Annotated in this window: 12 protein-coding genes; 6 read left to right on the top strand and 6 right to left on the bottom strand. The window is 67.4% G+C overall.

Going from position 1 to position 14,978, the window contains the following annotated elements; translation table 11 throughout:
- Window positions 1–232 precede the first annotated feature (232 nt).
- A complete protein-coding gene (locus WS70_RS22410) occupies window positions 233–697 on the top strand; it encodes a GNAT family N-acetyltransferase (protein ID WP_059597883.1) in 465 nt (154 codons plus the stop codon).
- Between the two features lie 100 nt (window positions 698–797).
- Window positions 798–1,016, top strand: a complete 219-nt coding sequence (locus WS70_RS22415) for a DUF1653 domain-containing protein (RefSeq protein WP_059597884.1) — start codon at window positions 798–800, stop codon at window positions 1,014–1,016.
- Window positions 1,017–1,234: 218 nt separating this feature from the next.
- Here the strand turns inward: WS70_RS22415 and WS70_RS22420 are convergent, their stop codons facing one another.
- On the bottom strand, window positions 1,235–2,446 hold the full coding sequence (locus tag WS70_RS22420; RefSeq protein ID WP_059597885.1) for a winged helix-turn-helix domain-containing protein: 1,212 nt from the start codon (window positions 2,444–2,446) through the stop codon (window positions 1,235–1,237).
- Window positions 2,447–2,843: 397 nt separating this feature from the next.
- Window positions 2,844–4,241: an MFS transporter gene (locus tag WS70_RS22425; protein WP_059469612.1), complete on the bottom strand. Its 1,398-nt coding sequence runs from the start codon at window positions 4,239–4,241 to the stop codon at window positions 2,844–2,846.
- Window positions 4,242–4,351: 110 nt separating this feature from the next.
- On the opposite strand from WS70_RS22425, the gene WS70_RS32190 reads away from it, so the two are divergent.
- Both WS70_RS32190 and treA read left to right on the top strand, forming a co-directional pair.
- The gene (locus tag WS70_RS32190; RefSeq protein ID WP_162498984.1) at window positions 4,352–4,711 is read left to right on the top strand and encodes a hypothetical protein; all 360 of its coding nucleotides are present in this window, start codon (window positions 4,352–4,354) and stop codon (window positions 4,709–4,711) included.
- Window positions 4,712–4,756: 45 nt separating this feature from the next.
- Window positions 4,757–6,484, top strand: a complete 1,728-nt coding sequence (gene treA, locus WS70_RS22430; protein ID WP_059597886.1) for an alpha,alpha-trehalase TreA — start codon at window positions 4,757–4,759, stop codon at window positions 6,482–6,484.
- Between the two features lie 318 nt (window positions 6,485–6,802).
- Here treA and WS70_RS22435 read toward each other — a convergent pair whose 3' ends face one another.
- Window positions 6,803–7,693 (bottom strand): helix-turn-helix transcriptional regulator, encoded by an 891-nt coding sequence (locus WS70_RS22435; RefSeq protein ID WP_059469615.1) that lies wholly within the window; start codon window positions 7,691–7,693, stop codon window positions 6,803–6,805.
- A gap of 360 nt (window positions 7,694–8,053) precedes the next feature.
- Here WS70_RS22435 and WS70_RS22445 point away from each other — a divergent pair, with 360 nt between their 5' ends.
- Both WS70_RS22445 and asnB read left to right on the top strand, forming a co-directional pair.
- The gene (locus WS70_RS22445) at window positions 8,054–8,878 is read left to right on the top strand and encodes an autoinducer binding domain-containing protein (protein ID WP_059597887.1); all 825 of its coding nucleotides are present in this window, start codon (window positions 8,054–8,056) and stop codon (window positions 8,876–8,878) included.
- Window positions 8,879–9,096: 218 nt separating this feature from the next.
- Window positions 9,097–11,067 (top strand): asparagine synthase (glutamine-hydrolyzing), encoded by a 1,971-nt coding sequence (gene asnB / locus WS70_RS22450; RefSeq protein ID WP_059597888.1) that lies wholly within the window; start codon window positions 9,097–9,099, stop codon window positions 11,065–11,067.
- Between the two features lie 49 nt (window positions 11,068–11,116).
- Here the strand turns inward: asnB and WS70_RS22455 are convergent, their stop codons facing one another.
- The 3 genes from WS70_RS22455 to WS70_RS22465 form a co-directional block, all read right to left on the bottom strand.
- Entirely contained in the window at window positions 11,117–11,569 is a 453-nt protein-coding gene (locus WS70_RS22455; RefSeq protein ID WP_059469618.1) for a winged helix-turn-helix domain-containing protein, read from the bottom strand.
- 658 nt (window positions 11,570–12,227) lie between these two features.
- A complete protein-coding gene (locus tag WS70_RS22460) occupies window positions 12,228–14,465 on the bottom strand; it encodes a xanthine dehydrogenase family protein molybdopterin-binding subunit (protein WP_059597889.1) in 2,238 nt (745 codons plus the stop codon).
- 3 nt (window positions 14,466–14,468) lie between these two features.
- A complete protein-coding gene (locus tag WS70_RS22465; RefSeq protein ID WP_059597890.1) occupies window positions 14,469–14,930 on the bottom strand; it encodes a (2Fe-2S)-binding protein in 462 nt (153 codons plus the stop codon).
- Between the last annotated feature and the right edge of the window lie 48 nt (window positions 14,931–14,978).

Consider the following 14,978-nt stretch of genomic DNA (forward strand, 5'->3'; position numbering starts at 1 on the left):
AACGGCGAACGGCGAACGGCGAACGGCAAGCCGCAAGCCGCAAGTTGTGTGCGTGACGGTCGGCGCGACACGCGGAGCGGGAGAGGCATACGGCCCTGCGCGCGCAGGGCGTGAAGCGCCGCGCTGCAAACGAGTTGAATTGCCCGACGCCGCGCACGCACCGCGCCAAACGCATCGCATCGTCGCCCCTTGTTGACGGACGATACTTCGCGCTATCGTTATAGGCTCCCGCATGCGTTTCGTCTCCCGGAGTTCCGCCGTGCCCATTTCTCCGATCCCCGCCCTGCGTTTCTCGACCGACAAGGCCGAGCTCGACATCGACGCGATCTACGCATTCCTGCGCGACGAAGCGCATTGGTCGAAGGGTATTCCGCGCGATGTGGTCGAGCGGGCGATCGCCGGGTCACTCTGCTTCGGCGCGTATCTCGACGGACGGCTCGTCGGCTTCGCGCGCCTCGTCACCGATCAGGCAACGTTCGCGTATCTCTGCGACGTGTTCGTGCTGAGCGAACATCGCGGCAAAGGCTACGGCCGCGCGCTGATCGATCATGTGTTCGCGCAGGACGCGGTGCGCGGGCAGCGCCGCGTGGCGCTCGTCACGACCGACGCGCACGCGCTGTATCGCCCGGTCGGCTTCACGACGCCCGCGCATCCAGATCGCTGGATGGAGCTGCATCGGCCCGACGTCTACGCGTAGCCGCAGCCGCAGCCGGGCGCGCGCTGAGCTCGGCCGCCCGCCGCCGCGCCCGGCGCGCCGCGCATACAATACGCGCTCATCGATTTTCATGGAGCGCACTATGACCGAGCAGGAAGCCGAACGAATCGCGACGCATCGCCATTACAAGGGCGGGCTGTATCGCGTGATCGGCGTCGCGCGACATTCGGAGACGGAGGAGTCCCTCGTCGTCTACGAACAATTGTGGCCGAAGGCGCGCAGCCTCTGGGTGCGTCCCGAAGCGATGTTCAACGCAACGCTCGCCGACGGCACGCCGCGTTTTCGCAAGCTGAGTGACTGACGCGCGCGGCGCGCACCGGCGGACACGCGCGCGCCGGCGAATCGGCGACGCTCGTCTGAGCGCGTCGCGGCTGCTTCTTTGATTGCGTCGGCCTATTCTTGGCCGGCGCGATCAACGTGCGCGGGACAACGATCTTCGCGCTTCGGCGTTCTATCCTGAAGCCGCGATGCTCGTCGCGGCGCGCCGCCCGCTCGTGATCGGCTTTCCGGCCCCGGACATCAATCCGCACCGATCGCCCGCGCAATCTCCTTCGGCGCGCTGCCGACCTCGACGACGGGCGTCTCGTGCCAATCGGCAAGCTTGCGCACTGCGCGGCCGACGTCGACCGCGAGTCCCGCGCCGAGCCGCACCCCTGGCTCGATGTGCACAGCCTTCAGCTCGAACACGCGTTGCGCGCGATGCGCCTTCGCGTCGACGCGGCCGACGAGCCGCCCGCGATGCAGGATCGGCAGGCAGAAGTAGCCGTAGCGGCGCTTGTGCGCGGGCGTGTAGCACTCGATCGTGTAATCGAAGCCGAACAGCGCCGATGCGCGCCGCCGGTCCCAGACGACAGGATCGAACGGCGACAGCAGCGTCGTGACCGTCGAGCGCAGCGCACCGTCGCGTGCGGCGTCGACGAGCGGCGCGAGCTCGCGATGCACGAACGCGTTTTCCTTCCAGCCGTCGACCGCGACCGGCAGCAGCTGGCCCGCGTCCGCGAGCGCATGCAATTCGTCGCGATACGAGCGCTTCGGCAGCCGGTAATAATCGGCGATCCAGTCTGGGCGAACGATGCCGAGCGCGCGGCAGGTGTTGTCGACGAGGCGCGGCAGCACCGTTTCGCGCGGCGGCAGGTCGCGTGCGTCGTCCCAATCCGGCAGCACGCGCTCGGCGACGTCGTAGACGCGCTGGAAGTTGCGCCGCTCGGCGACCATCAGATGCCCGGTCGAGAACAGCACTTCGAGGTGCCGCTTCTCGGGCTTCCAGTCCCACCAGCCGTTGCCCTTGCCGGCGCTGCGCGTGAAATCGGCGGAGCGCACGGGGCCGCTCGCTCGGACGTGCGCGAGCAGCGCGTCGATTTCCTTGCGATGCTTCGCATGCCATTCGGCTGCATATTTCCAGCCCATTCCGATCGGGTTGAGCATCTTGTGACGCATCAAGCCGAAATCCTCGATCGGCAGGAAGCACGCCTCGTGCGACCAGTATTCGAACAGTTTCGCGTCGGCGAGATGCTCGTCGAGCCATTGCGGCGCATACGGACCGAGCCGGCTGAACAGCACGAGATACGGGCTGCGCGCGACGACGTGGATCGTGTCGATCTGCAGTTGCGCCATCCGGCGGATGGCGGCGAGCACATCGGCCTTGACGGCCTTGCGGCGAGGCGGAGTCAGCAGGCCCTGCGCGGAGAGGTGCAGCGCGCGGGCGGAGGCGATCGAAAGTGGGGCGGTCACGAGCGGCGCGAATGAGCAGACGGAAGCGGATGCGCCACTTTAGCGCGATTCCGCGCGGCGCGTCGTGCGCGGTGAAGCATTGCCACGCGGGCGTCTGACAATCGTTGACAGAAGTCTTTCGGAAGTTTCCTTATAGTCTCATCGACATAAGCACTCTGCTTCCGACGCACGATATCTCAATGGCACGCAGGGAGCGAGTCCGGACGTCTCACCCCCGTCGAGACGGCCGGAGCAGTTCAAGCGGACATCCATGCGGCTTTCAGCCGGCCCCGAGTGGATGTCCGCCGATTTTTTTCGGGGCGAAGAAATTTCGGCGTCCCAATTTCGAACGGCGGCGTGCGCATTCCTTCAGTACATCCACTACCTTCAGCACCGATTCCCCGCGCGCTCGGCCGCTTCAACTGCGCTTGCCGCGCGCGACCTCGTCGCCTGCGTTCGGCTGCAGCCGCCGCGTGATTGGGATCGACGCGAACGAGCACAGCCCGACGACGACGAAGGCCGGCCAGAAGTCCGACCAGACCATCGTCGGATGCCCTTGCGCCCAATGCGATACGTGCAGCACGAGCCCCGCGACCGTCACGCCGAGGCCGAGCGACATCTGCTGGACGACGCTGCCGAGACTCGTTGCGCGGCCCGCGTCGCGCGCGGAGATCTCCGCGTAGATCATCGAATTGAGGCTCGTGAACTGCAGCGCGGGGAAGATGCCGCCGACGAGCACGATGAGCCAGATCGCGAGCACCGACATCCCCGGATGGAACGCGCCGTACGCGGCGATCGCGAGCCCGGCGAACGCCGCGTTGTACATCAGCACGGTGCGAAAGCCGAAACGCTTGAGCGTGCCCGGCGCGAGCATCCGCGTGAGCGCGCCGCCGACGGCCGACGCGCACGTGATCGCGCCGGAATGGAATGCGCTCATCCCGAGCCCTTCCTGCAGCGCGAGCGGCAGCAGGAACGGCACCGCGCCGAGGCCGATCCGGAACAGCGAGCCGCCGACGACGCTCGCGTGATACGTAGGAATGCGCAGGAATCTCAGATCGAGGACCGGCCGCTCGACGCGCCGCGCGTACAGCACGTACATGCCGATGAGCGCCGTGCCCGTCACGCCCATCGCGAGCGCGGTGCCGCGCGACGTGAGCGCGCCGTCGAGCAGCGTGAGACCCATCAGCAGCAGCGCGGCGCCTGCGGCGGAAAGAATGAAGCCGAACCAGTCGAGCGGACCGGGATCCGGCTCGTGCGTGTTCGCGATGTGCTTGTTCGCGAGATAGATGCCGAGGATGCCGATCGGCACGTTGATGAAGAAGATCAGCCGCCAGTGCAGGTACGTCGTGATGAAGCCGCCGAGGAGCGGCCCGGCGGCCGGGCCGAAGAGCGCGGGCACGCTCAGGTAGTTCATCGCACGAACGAGCTCCGAGCGCGGCACCGCGCGGAAGATGATGATGCGGCCGACGGGCACCATCATCGCGCCGCCGACGCCTTGCACGAAGCGCGCGAACGTGAAGAGCTCAAGACTGTTCGACGCCGCGCACAGCAGCGAGCCCGCGACGAAGATGCCGATCGCGGTGCGGAACACGGTGCGCGCGCCGAAGCGGTCGGCGAGCCAGCCGCAGATCGGGATGAACACGCCGAGGCCGACGACGTAGCTCGTGATGGCGATGTTCAGCGTGACCGGATTCTGCCCGAAGTCGCGCGCCATCGCGGGCAGCGCCGTGACGATGATGTTGGCATCTACGCTCTCCATGAACAACGCGCAAGCCACGATCAGCGGTGCGATGAAGGCGTAGATAGCAGACGGCATGGCAACGACGCGCGATAAAGATGCCATTATTGCATCGATTGTTGCAGCATGCTTGCGCATGCAACGACGTGTTGCCGCCGCGCGTCGCTCGTTGCGCACGGCGTGCGCTCGTGCAGTTGATCGACTTCGAGGGGCGGCGGCTGCCCGCCGGGCAGCGGGTCGGCTGCGTCGCGGAGCGGATCGTCGCGGCGCTGCTCGCGGCGTTCGGCAAGGACGGCGCGCGCCCGCTCGACGACCCGGCCGTCGCGGCGCACGACGTGCTCGCGATCGCGAAGGACATCGTCGACGTCGACGCGGTGTGCGAGCGCGGCGAGGCCGGCACGGCCGCGCTCGAAACGCGCGTGCTGTACTGCGTACGGTTATTTGCGCGCAATGTGCGATGGACCGCTTGCGTGAGCGCCGGTTTTCGTGCGAATCTGCGCGGCGCGGCATCCGACAGACCAAAGCCGCGACGCGCCGGGCACGCGTGACAGGAGACCATATTGCCGTTCATCTCGAAAACGGGAGGAGGAGATATGGTCACGCCGCGGCATCGCCCGCTTCATGTCGAAAATCCGCTCTATCGTCGCCTGCTGAGCGCACCTGCATGGGTTGCGCTCGTCGCCGCGGCCGGCATCGGCTGCACGAGCGCGACGCTCGCGCGCGCCGATTCGTCGCGCGCGCCGGCTTCGGCGGCCGTCTCCACGGCGGCCGTCTCCACGGCGGCCGCTTCCACGGCGGCCGCTTCCACGCCGAGTGTGGCGTCGATTCCGCCGCCGCCGAGCCAGCTATACGGCGATCTCTTTGTTGCAGTGCAAACCGCGCAGATCTTCGAAGACCAGAAGACCTTTGTCGATTCGACGCCGAACGCCGATCCCGCGACGATCGTCCAGCTGTACCAGCAGCAAAAGGGTCAGCCCGGCTTCTCGCTGAAGGCGTTCGTCGCGCAGTACTTCACGCCGCCGGCCGATCAGTCGGTGACGCCGCCGCCGAACCAGACGCTGCGCGAGCACATCGACTGGCTGTGGCCGAAGCTCACGCGCACGACGACGACCGTGCCGCCGTACAGTTCGCTGATTCCGCTGCCAAAACCGTACGTGGTGCCGGGCGGACGCTTCCGCGAGGGCTACTACTGGGATACGTATTTCACGATGCTCGGCTTGCAGGAGGCGGGCCGCGAAGATCTCGTCGACGACATGCTCGACAACTTCGCGTACCTGATCGACGCCGTCGGCCACGTGCCGAACGGCAACCGCAGCTATTACGTGAGCCGCTCGCAGCCGCCGTTCTTCGCGTACATGGTGACGCTCGCGGCGAAGGTCGAGGGCAATCGCGTCTACCAGAAGTACCTGCCCGCGCTGCGCAAGGAGTACGCCTACTGGATGCAGGGCGAGCGTACGACGCCGCGCGGTTCGGCGACGCGCAACGTCGTCGCGATGCCGGACGGCGCGGTGCTGAACCGCTACTGGGATGCGAACGACACGCCGCGCGACGAGTCGTATCTCGAGGACGTCAAGACCGCGCAACAGGCGAGCGGCCGGCCGTCGGCCGAAGTCTGGCGCGATTTGCGCGCGGCGGCCGAGAGCGGCTGGGACTTCAGCTCGCGCTGGTTCGGCGACAGCCGCACGCTCGCGACGATCCGCACGACCGCGATCGTGCCCGTCGACCTGAACAGCCTGATGTTCCATCTCGAGACGACGATCGTGAAGGGCTGCGCGGCGACGCGCGACTTTGCATGCGCCGCCGAGTTCGCCGGCCGCGCTGGCAAGCGCGCGGTCGCGGTCAACCGCTATCTGTGGAACCGCAACGGCTACTACGGCGACTACGACTGGAAGCTCGGCAAGCCGCGCGACAACCTGTCGGCTGCGGCGCTGTATCCGCTGTTTGCGGGTGTCGCCTGGCCGGAGCGCGCGAAGCAGACCGCGAGGAACGTGCAGAAGACGCTGCTCGAGCCGGGCGGGCTCGCGACGACGACCTACGACACGACGCAGCAATGGGACGCACCCAACGGCTGGGCGCCGCTGCATTGGATCGCGCTTGTCGGACTGCAGCAATATGGCGAGAAGGCGCTCGCGAACGACATCGGCACGCGTTTCCTCGCCGACGTGAAGGGCGTGTACGCGGCGCAGGGCAAGCTCGTCGAGAAGTACATCGTAGAAGGAACGGGCACGGGCGGCGGTGGCGGCGGCGAGTATCCGCTGCAGGACGGCTTCGGCTGGACCAACGGCGTGACGCTCAAGCTGCTCGATCTGTACGGCGGGTGACGCGCACCCTCGAGCAGGGCGGGCGCGAGCGGCGGCGGCCGGCTCGCGTTCCGTCAGTTGGTTGCGTGTGCAACGGTTGCGGCCGAGGTTCGGCTGCTGTCGGCGACGGTTGTTTGCCGCCGTTCGATGTCGTGCGGCGCGCGCTCGCACAGCGCGACGGCGGCGGCACGGGTGTCGCGTCGCCGTCGAACGGAGATCGGCGCTTTGCATTCGCGATCCGCGATCGCCGTCCGGCCTTCGACTATGGCCGCTCGATCGCAACGACGCAACGACGCGGCGCAACGTCACGCCGCGCGCAAACATTCGCCAATACGCGCATCAGATCAATCCGCGCGCCGACGCGAAATAAGTCAACTGAATCCGGTTCGCGACGCCGAAGCGTTTGCGCAGCTTGCGCAGATGGTAGTCGACGTTGTGCGCGCTGGTGTCGAGCCGTCGGCCGATTTCCTTGTCGGATGCGCCTTCCGCGATGCCGACGAGCAACTCGCGCTCGAACGGTGTGAGGCGCTCGACCGCGCGCTCGCGCGACGACGCGATCAACTGCGGCGCAGCGAACCGATGTACCGACAAGCCGAGCGACAGCACCTGCTCGAGCGTCGCGGACGAGATCCAGTCGCGCGAGCGCCGTGGCGCGGTGTAGCTCGCAAACGCATGCATCCGCGTGCCCGGCACGAGCATCGAATACATCACGCCGCTGCACATGTCATCGTCGTGCATCACGCGCAGAAAGCCGTCGAGCGCGTCCGAGCCGCGCGCCGCGTGATCCCGCGCGAGCTGCCGCAGGTCCCAGACGACGGGCATGCTCGATGCGCGCGTGCCGAGCATCCGCGGATCGACGTCGTGATGGCGACGCCGCACGTAATCGCCGCGATACGCGGCGGGCGTGAACGCTTCGTGCAGATACAGGCATTCGGCGTCGTCGCGCGAGAACTCGATCGCGAAATAGGCGAACGTCGCAAAGCCCATCAGCCGCAACAGGCTCGTCGCGATGCGGCCGCATTCGGCGGTGCCGCGCGCGCTCGCGAGCATCTCCGCGACGCCCAGGCGCGGCGCGAAGCGCGGCTCGGCATCGGCCGCGCGCCTCACGTGGCCGCACCAGACGACGTCGATCGTCTGCGCTTCGCGCGTCGTGCCGTCCGGATTCGAGCGCGACACGGGGCGCGCGACGTTCGCGACGGCGGCGTCTTCCTGCACTGCAATGTCCGACATGACGAAAAACCTCGCGACGGTAATCCGATGCCGTCCGACCGGGCGGCCGGACGCGATGTGCGATCGCAACGTGCATGCTTGTGGCGAGCGCGTGCGCAGCCTGCGTGCTTGCGACCTGCGCATTCGCCACGGGCGCCTCCAACGTGCACGTCGTCGCCACGCACGTCTGCGGCCAACATCGAGACGACACGCGGCGCACCCTTGTCCGGGCGAAGGCATTGTACAAAGCGGCGCGCTTGCGCGTAATATCCCGTAATACTAACCGCGCTCGGCAGCGATACGAAAGCGCGGACCAAAGACCACGTGCTTGTCGGGGTTCCTGCGCAACAGCATCACGCACACAAGAAGCCGGCTTCCCCCATGACAATTGCTGACAGCGCGCCGCGCATCGAATGGTTCTCGCATGCCGAGTTCGTCATGCCGCGCAGCGAATGTGCGCCGCGCGATGCACATCCTTCCGTATCGTCGTTCGCCGCGTCGCACGATTGGCCACGTCGCGCGGCGTTCGACGTCGCGGACTGCGACGCGCGCCTGCGCGCGGCCGGCTTCACGACGCTCTGCTACGGGGCATTCGAGCTGATCGGTCAACAGATGCTCGCCGCGTATCTGTTGCGCGATTTCGCGCCTGTATCGTTCATGCGCGCGTACGTCGAAGGTCGATTGTTCGAAGCCGATCCGCGTTTCGCCGGATGGCGCCAGGGGGTGTCGCCGATCGCGTGGCGGATCGACGAGCTCGACGCGCATGCGCGCCGCACCGGCGAGCGGCGCATGCTCGCGCTCGTGAATTCGTTGCGTGCGCATGCAATGCACAGCGGCGTGATCTTCTGCTGGCCAGCGCCGCATCTCGATTTGCGCGTCGCCGTGAGCCTCGCGTCGGAGGCGCACGACGCATGGCTCGACGATCGCGTGATCGGCTGCGCGCTCGCACTCAGCCTCGACGTGCATCGCGCCGCGCAGCCGCACCTCGACGCGCGTGTCGGCGGCGCACGCGCGTTCGTGCTTGGGGACGACGAAGCGGCGGTGCTCGAGCGGCTCGTGCATGGCCTGTCCGATCAGGAAATCGCGAACGCGCTCAGCACGTCGTTGCATCGCGTCGGCGCGCAGATCCGCACGCTCGAAAAACGCTTCAACGCGCGCAATCGCGCTCAACTCGCCTATCTCGCAGCGCGACGTTTGCGCGGATGACGAAACGCGCATCGGACGCACGCCGGATGGCGCGATGCAACAAATTTGCGCATCGTGTACAAAACCGCTTACAGGCGAATTAATTTTTCAATAGAAAAAAATGACCGCTGCAAGGTGGATTAATTGATGAATATTTTCTTCGTAATATGCGCCCAATCGACGGGTGCAGGACGCCCGTCAAGCCATATCCTTTTCACTATTCAATCGAGATATTCGTCATGTGCGGAATCAGCGGCTTCGTGGGCCCTGTTGCATGCGCACCGGAGACAGCCCGCGCGACCCTCGCGCGAATGACGGACAGTCTCGCGCATCGCGGCCCGGACGATACCGGATTGTGGGTCGATCCCGAGGCGGGCGTCGCGCTCGGGCATCGGCGCCTGTCGATCGTCGATCTGTCGGAGCATGGGCATCAGCCGATGCTGTCGGCGTGCGGCCGCTATGCGATGACGTTCAACGGCGAGATCTACAATTTCCGCGAGTTGCGCCGCGAGCTCGAACGCGAGCGGCGCGCGCCCGAGTGGCGCGGTCATTCGGACAGCGAAGTGCTGCTCGCCGCATTTTCCGCGTGGGGCATCGATCGTGTGCTGCAAAAATCGGTCGGCATGTTTGCGCTCGCGCTATGGAATCGCGAGTCGCGCGTGCTCACGCTCGCACGCGATCGCATCGGCGAGAAGCCGCTCTATTACGGACGCGTCGGCGACTCGTTCGTGTTCGGTTCGGAGCTGAAGGCGCTGCGGCGCTTTCCAGGTTTCGGATCGCGTGCGATTGATCGCGACGCACTGTGCCTGTATCTGCGATACGCGAGCGTGCCCGCGCCGTACACGATCTACGAAGGGATTCGCAAGCTGCCGCCCGGCACGTATGCGCAGCTCGAGAACATCGAGATCGAACCCGCGCCGCGCCGCTACTGGTCGCTCGAGCGCGTGATCGCCGCGGGCCGCGAGAATCCCTTCGATGGCGATGCGAACGCCGCCGTCGCGCAACTCGATCACGTGTTGCGCGATGCGATCGCAGAGCAATCGGTCGCCGACGTACCGCTCGGCGCGTTCTTGTCGGGCGGCGTCGATTCGTCGGTGATCGTCGCGCTGATGCAGACGCAGACCGCGCAGCCAGTGCAGACGTTCACGATCGGCTTCCACGAGGCGGGCTACGACGAAGCGGGCTATGCGAAGGCGGTCGCGCGGCACCTCGGCACGTCGCACACCGAGCTCTACGTGAAGCCGTCCGATGTGCTCGCGACCGTCCCGCGCATGCCTTCCGTCTACGACGAGCCGTTCGCCGATTCGTCGCAGATTCCGACGCTGCTCGTCTCCGAGCTGACGCGTCGTTACGTGAAAGTGAGCCTGTCGGGCGACGGCGGCGACGAACTGTTCGGCGGCTACACGCGCTATTTCCTCACGCCGCGCCTATGGGGCCGGCTGCGTCGCGTGCCGGCGTCGGTACGGATGCGGATCGCGGCCGCGCTGCACGCGTTGCGGCCCGACCACGCGGATCAGATCGCCGCGCTCGTGCAAGGCGTATGGAGCTCGTCCGCGCAGCGCGACGCGTCGCCGCGCGTCGGCGACCGGCTGCACAAGCTCGCCAACGTGATGACGGCGGACAGCCGCACGTCGCTGTACCGGCTGCTGATGTCGTCGGTCCATCATCCGGAGCGCTTCACGCTCGCGGGCCACGAGCCGAAGACGCTGATCGACTCGCCTGACGCGTGGCCCGCCGGCCTGTCGTTCGCCGAACAGGCGATGGCCGTCGATACGCTCACGTACCTGCCGACCGACATCCTGACGAAGGTCGATCGCGCGGCGATGGCAGTGAGTCTCGAGACGCGGATGCCGTTTCTCGATCATCGCGTCGTCGAGTTCGCGTGGCGGCTGCCCGAGGGGCTGCGCATTCCGGACGCGCAGGACAAGTGGCTGCTGCGCAAGCTGCTCTATCGCTACGTGCCGCGGCCGCTGATCGACCGGCCGAAGCAGGGTTTCTGCGCGCCCGTCGGTGCGTGGCTGCGTGGCGAGCTGAGCGACTGGGCGACGGAGCTGCTGTCCCCCGCGCGCCTGCGAGACGAAGGCTATTTCGACGCGGCGCGGGTCGAGCGACTGTGGCGGCAGCATCAGTCGGGCCGGATGAACTGGCAGCATCCGCTGTGGACGGTGCTGATGTTCCAGGCGTGGCTCGAGCGGCAGCGCGCCGAGTAGGCCGCCGAGTGCATGCTGGAAGCCGTCCGCACGGAGGCGCGGGCGGCGTTCAGTGATATTCGGCGACGAACTTGCAGTGCGGCACGGCGGCCGGGCGCGCGATCGGCGCGGCCGCGTCGGCGTCGACGTGGGGCTCGCCGACGCGCGCCGCTTGCTGCTTGTCGTGCGGCTCGACGTGCATCGTCGCCGCGCCGAACAGCACGAGCCGGTAGCCGATCGAATAGATCGGAATGATCCGCATGTTCTTGTCATAGTCGAGGCCGAGCTTCGACCGGATGCGCGACACGTGCGTGTCGAGCGTGCGCGACGACACGGCGAGTTCCCGGCCCCACACAGTCTCCTGGATCGCCTGGCGCGACACGACCTTGTTCATGTTGTCGAGCAGGAATTCGACGACGTCGAATTCGCGCGGAGTCAGGCTGACCAGTTCGCCGTCGATCTCGATGATGCGTCGGACGAAGTCGATCTTGATGTTGTCGATGTACAGATACTTGCAATCCATGATGATCCTCGTGATTCGCAGATGGATGGGGCGAACGACACGAGGGGCTTACTGCAATTGTCGGGCCAGCCTGGCGCAATGCAGCAGGCAAGCGCTTCGAAAGGTCTTTTTTACGACTCAAGTGCATGAATTGACAGCGTTTTCATGCGAGCGTCGCTGGCTTGTCATTACGCTGGAAATGTAACAATCTGAAACCGGTTGAAGGTGTGTTACGTAGCACCGGCGTTCGTGTTACGTCGATGCGAGCGGCGACGTAACACGAGGGGAACGATCGGGACGGGCGGGGCGGCCGGGCTTCGGCTGCCGGGGCGGAATCAGCGAGAAGCGCGCTCTTTGGCGTGGTGTGGCGAGGCGTCGGACGAGGCGGCTGGCTGCACGCGCGAGCGGCGGGGGCGCCGATCCGTCATCGCGGATTGCGACAACTGTCGGCGACCTTTCGACGATTTGGCGAGGCGGCGCCGGCGCGCCGGCGACCGGCTCACGATCTTTTCGGGACGACCAGCGCGCGGCGATGGGTTCAAGACATTCGATTCGACGCGATCATCTGCCATTGCCGATTCGAGACGACCGTTTCGAGAACGCACGTCGAAAACGACCGCATCAAGAACGTCTGTTCCAAAAGCGACCGGCCCGCGCGCCGCGCGCGATGCGTCACGCGTTACGCGGTGGCTTCCCCGGCAGCCGGAAACGGCAGCGTATGGCGCCGCTTGCCGGTCGCGGCGAAGATCGCGTTCGCGACCGCCGGGCCGATCGGCGCGACGCCCGGCTCGCCGACGCCCGTCGGGGCCTCGCCCGACGGCACGATGTGCACCTCGACCTTCGGCATTTCGGCGATCCGCAGCACCCGGTAGCCGTCGAAGTTGTTCTGCTCGACCTTGCCGTCCTTCAGCGTGATCGCGCTGTGCAGCACCGCGCCGAGTCCGAAGCCGATGCCGCCTTCCATCTGCGCGGCGACGATGTCCGGATTGATCGCGGTCCCGCAATCGACCGCGCAGACGACGCGCTCGACCTTCACGCCGCCATGCTCGTCGACCGACACCTCGGCGACCTGTGCAACATAGCTCTTGAACGACTCGGCGACCGCGATCCCGCGTCCGCGGCCCTTCGACAGCGGCTTGCGCGGATCCCAGCCGGCCTTTTCGGCAGCGAGCTCGAGCACGGCCTTCATGCGCGGCTCGTGCGCGAGCAGGTCGCGGCGGAACAGGTACGGGTCCTTGCCCGCCGCATGCGCGGCCTCGTCGATGAACGCCTCGACCGCGTACGCGGTGTGCGAACTGCCGACGACGCGCCACCACAGCACCGGCACGCCGGCCTTCGTCGTCGTCAGCTCGACCGAGACGTTCGGCACCGCGTACGGCAGGTTCGCCGCGCCTTCGACCGACGTCTGGTCGATCCCGTTCTTCACCATCACCGGCTCGAACGGCGTGCCGGCGAGGATCGACTGGCCGACGATCCGGTGCCGCCACGCGACGAGCTTGCCGTCCTTCGTGAGCGCCGCGTCGAGCTTGTGGAAGTACATCGGCCGGTAGAGACCGCCGTGGATGTCGTCCTCGCGGGTCCATTGCAGCTTGACGGGCGTGCCGTTCGCGCCGAGCGCCTTCGCGATCGACACCGCCTCGACGACGTAGTCCGACCACGCGTTCGCGCGCCGGCCGAAGCTGCCGCCCGCGTACAGCGTGTGGATCTTCACTTTCGACGGATCGAGGCCCGCGACGCGCGCCGCGTTGCCCTGATCGATCGTCTGGAACTGGTCACCCGCCCAGATTTCGCAGCTGTCGGCTGTCAGCGTGACGACCGCGTCGAGCGGCTCCATCGGCGCGTGCGCGAGATAGGGGAACTCGTAAGACGCGGAGATCCGCTTCGCCGCGACGGTGAGCGCGCGCTCGGCGTCGCCGTCGCGGCGCGCGGGCGTGCCGGGGCGCTCGGCGAGCTGCCGATACTCGCGCATCATCGCGTCGGAGCTGCGCTTTTCCGCGTTCGAATCGTCCCATTCGACCTTCAGTGCGTCACGGCCTTGCTTCGCGGCCCAGAAGCCCTTCGCGACGACCGCGACGCCGCGCTCCACCTGGACGACCGCCACGACGCCCGGCACCGCCTTCGCCGCCGTCGCATCGAACGACTTCACGGTCGCGCCGAAAAGGGGCGGCCGCTGCAGCAGCGCGACGAGCATGCCGGGCATCGTCACGTCGATCGTGAACTGCGCGGTGCCGTCGGATTTCGCGAGCGCGTCGACGCGCGGCACCGGCTGGCCGATCAGGCGGAACTCGCGCGGCGACTTCAGCGTGACCTTGTCGGGCACGGGCAGCGCGGCCGCGGCCGTCGCGAGCGAGCCGTAGGTCGCCCCGCGGCCGCTGCCCGCGTGGCGCACGTAGCCGTCGCGGGTCGTCAGCTCGGCGGCGGGCACGCTCCATTGCACGGCGGCCGCCGACACGAGCATCGCGCGCGCCTTCGCCCCCGCTTCGCGCAGCTGCATCCACGAATTCGCCATCGCCGAGCTGCCGCCCGTGCCTTGCAGCTTGCCGAACTGCAGGTTCGCGTAGCGCGTCGCGTCGGCGGGCGCGCTCTCGACGCGCACGTCGCGCCAGTTCGCGTCGAGCTCTTCGGCGACGATCGTCGCGATGCCCGTGTACGCGCCCTGGCCCATCTCGAGGTGTTTCGCGATCACGGTCACGCTGTTGTCGGGTGCGACGCGCAGGAACGCGTTCGGCGCGAACGCGCCGGTCGCGGCGGCGGCGTCCGCGCCGGCAGCGGGCGCGGTGGCGGCGAGCGCCGGGCGGCTCGCGTCGAGCCATTCGAAGCCGATCGTGAGGCCGACCGCCGCGGCGGCGCCGGCGGCCTTCAGGAACGTGCGGCGGGACGCGCGCACCGCGTCCGGGAGATCGAGGTCGGTGGTCATCGCTCAGGCCTTCAAGGTGGCGGCCGCTTCGTGGATCGCGGCGCGGATGCGGGTGTAAGTCGCGCAACGGCAGATGTTGCCGTTCATCGCGGCGTCGATGTCGGCGTCGGTCGGCGCTGCGTTCTGCTCGAGGAGCGCGGTCGCCGACATGATCTGGCCGGACTGGCAGTAGCCGCACTGCGGCACTTGCAGCTTGATCCACGCGGCCTGGACGGCCTTCGCGGGCTTGCTCGACAGCCCTTCGATCGTCGTCACGCGCTTGCCGGCGACGGCCGCGAGCGGCAGCACGCACGAGCGCACCGCCTGGCCTTCGAGATGCACAGTGCACGCGCCGCATTGCGCCGCGCCGCAGCCGAACTTCGTGCCGTGCAGGCCCGCATCTTCGCGGATCGCCCAGAGCAGCGGCATCGCGGGATCGGCGTCCAGCGTCAGATTCTTGCCGTTCAGCACAAACGAGGTAGACATGGACAATCTCCGTGGGGATATCCCGGACTTGGCGCCGGGTGATAGCCG

The sequence above is a fragment of the Burkholderia mayonis genome, from assembly GCF_001523745.2.
Lineage (GTDB): Bacteria > Pseudomonadota > Gammaproteobacteria > Burkholderiales > Burkholderiaceae > Burkholderia > Burkholderia mayonis.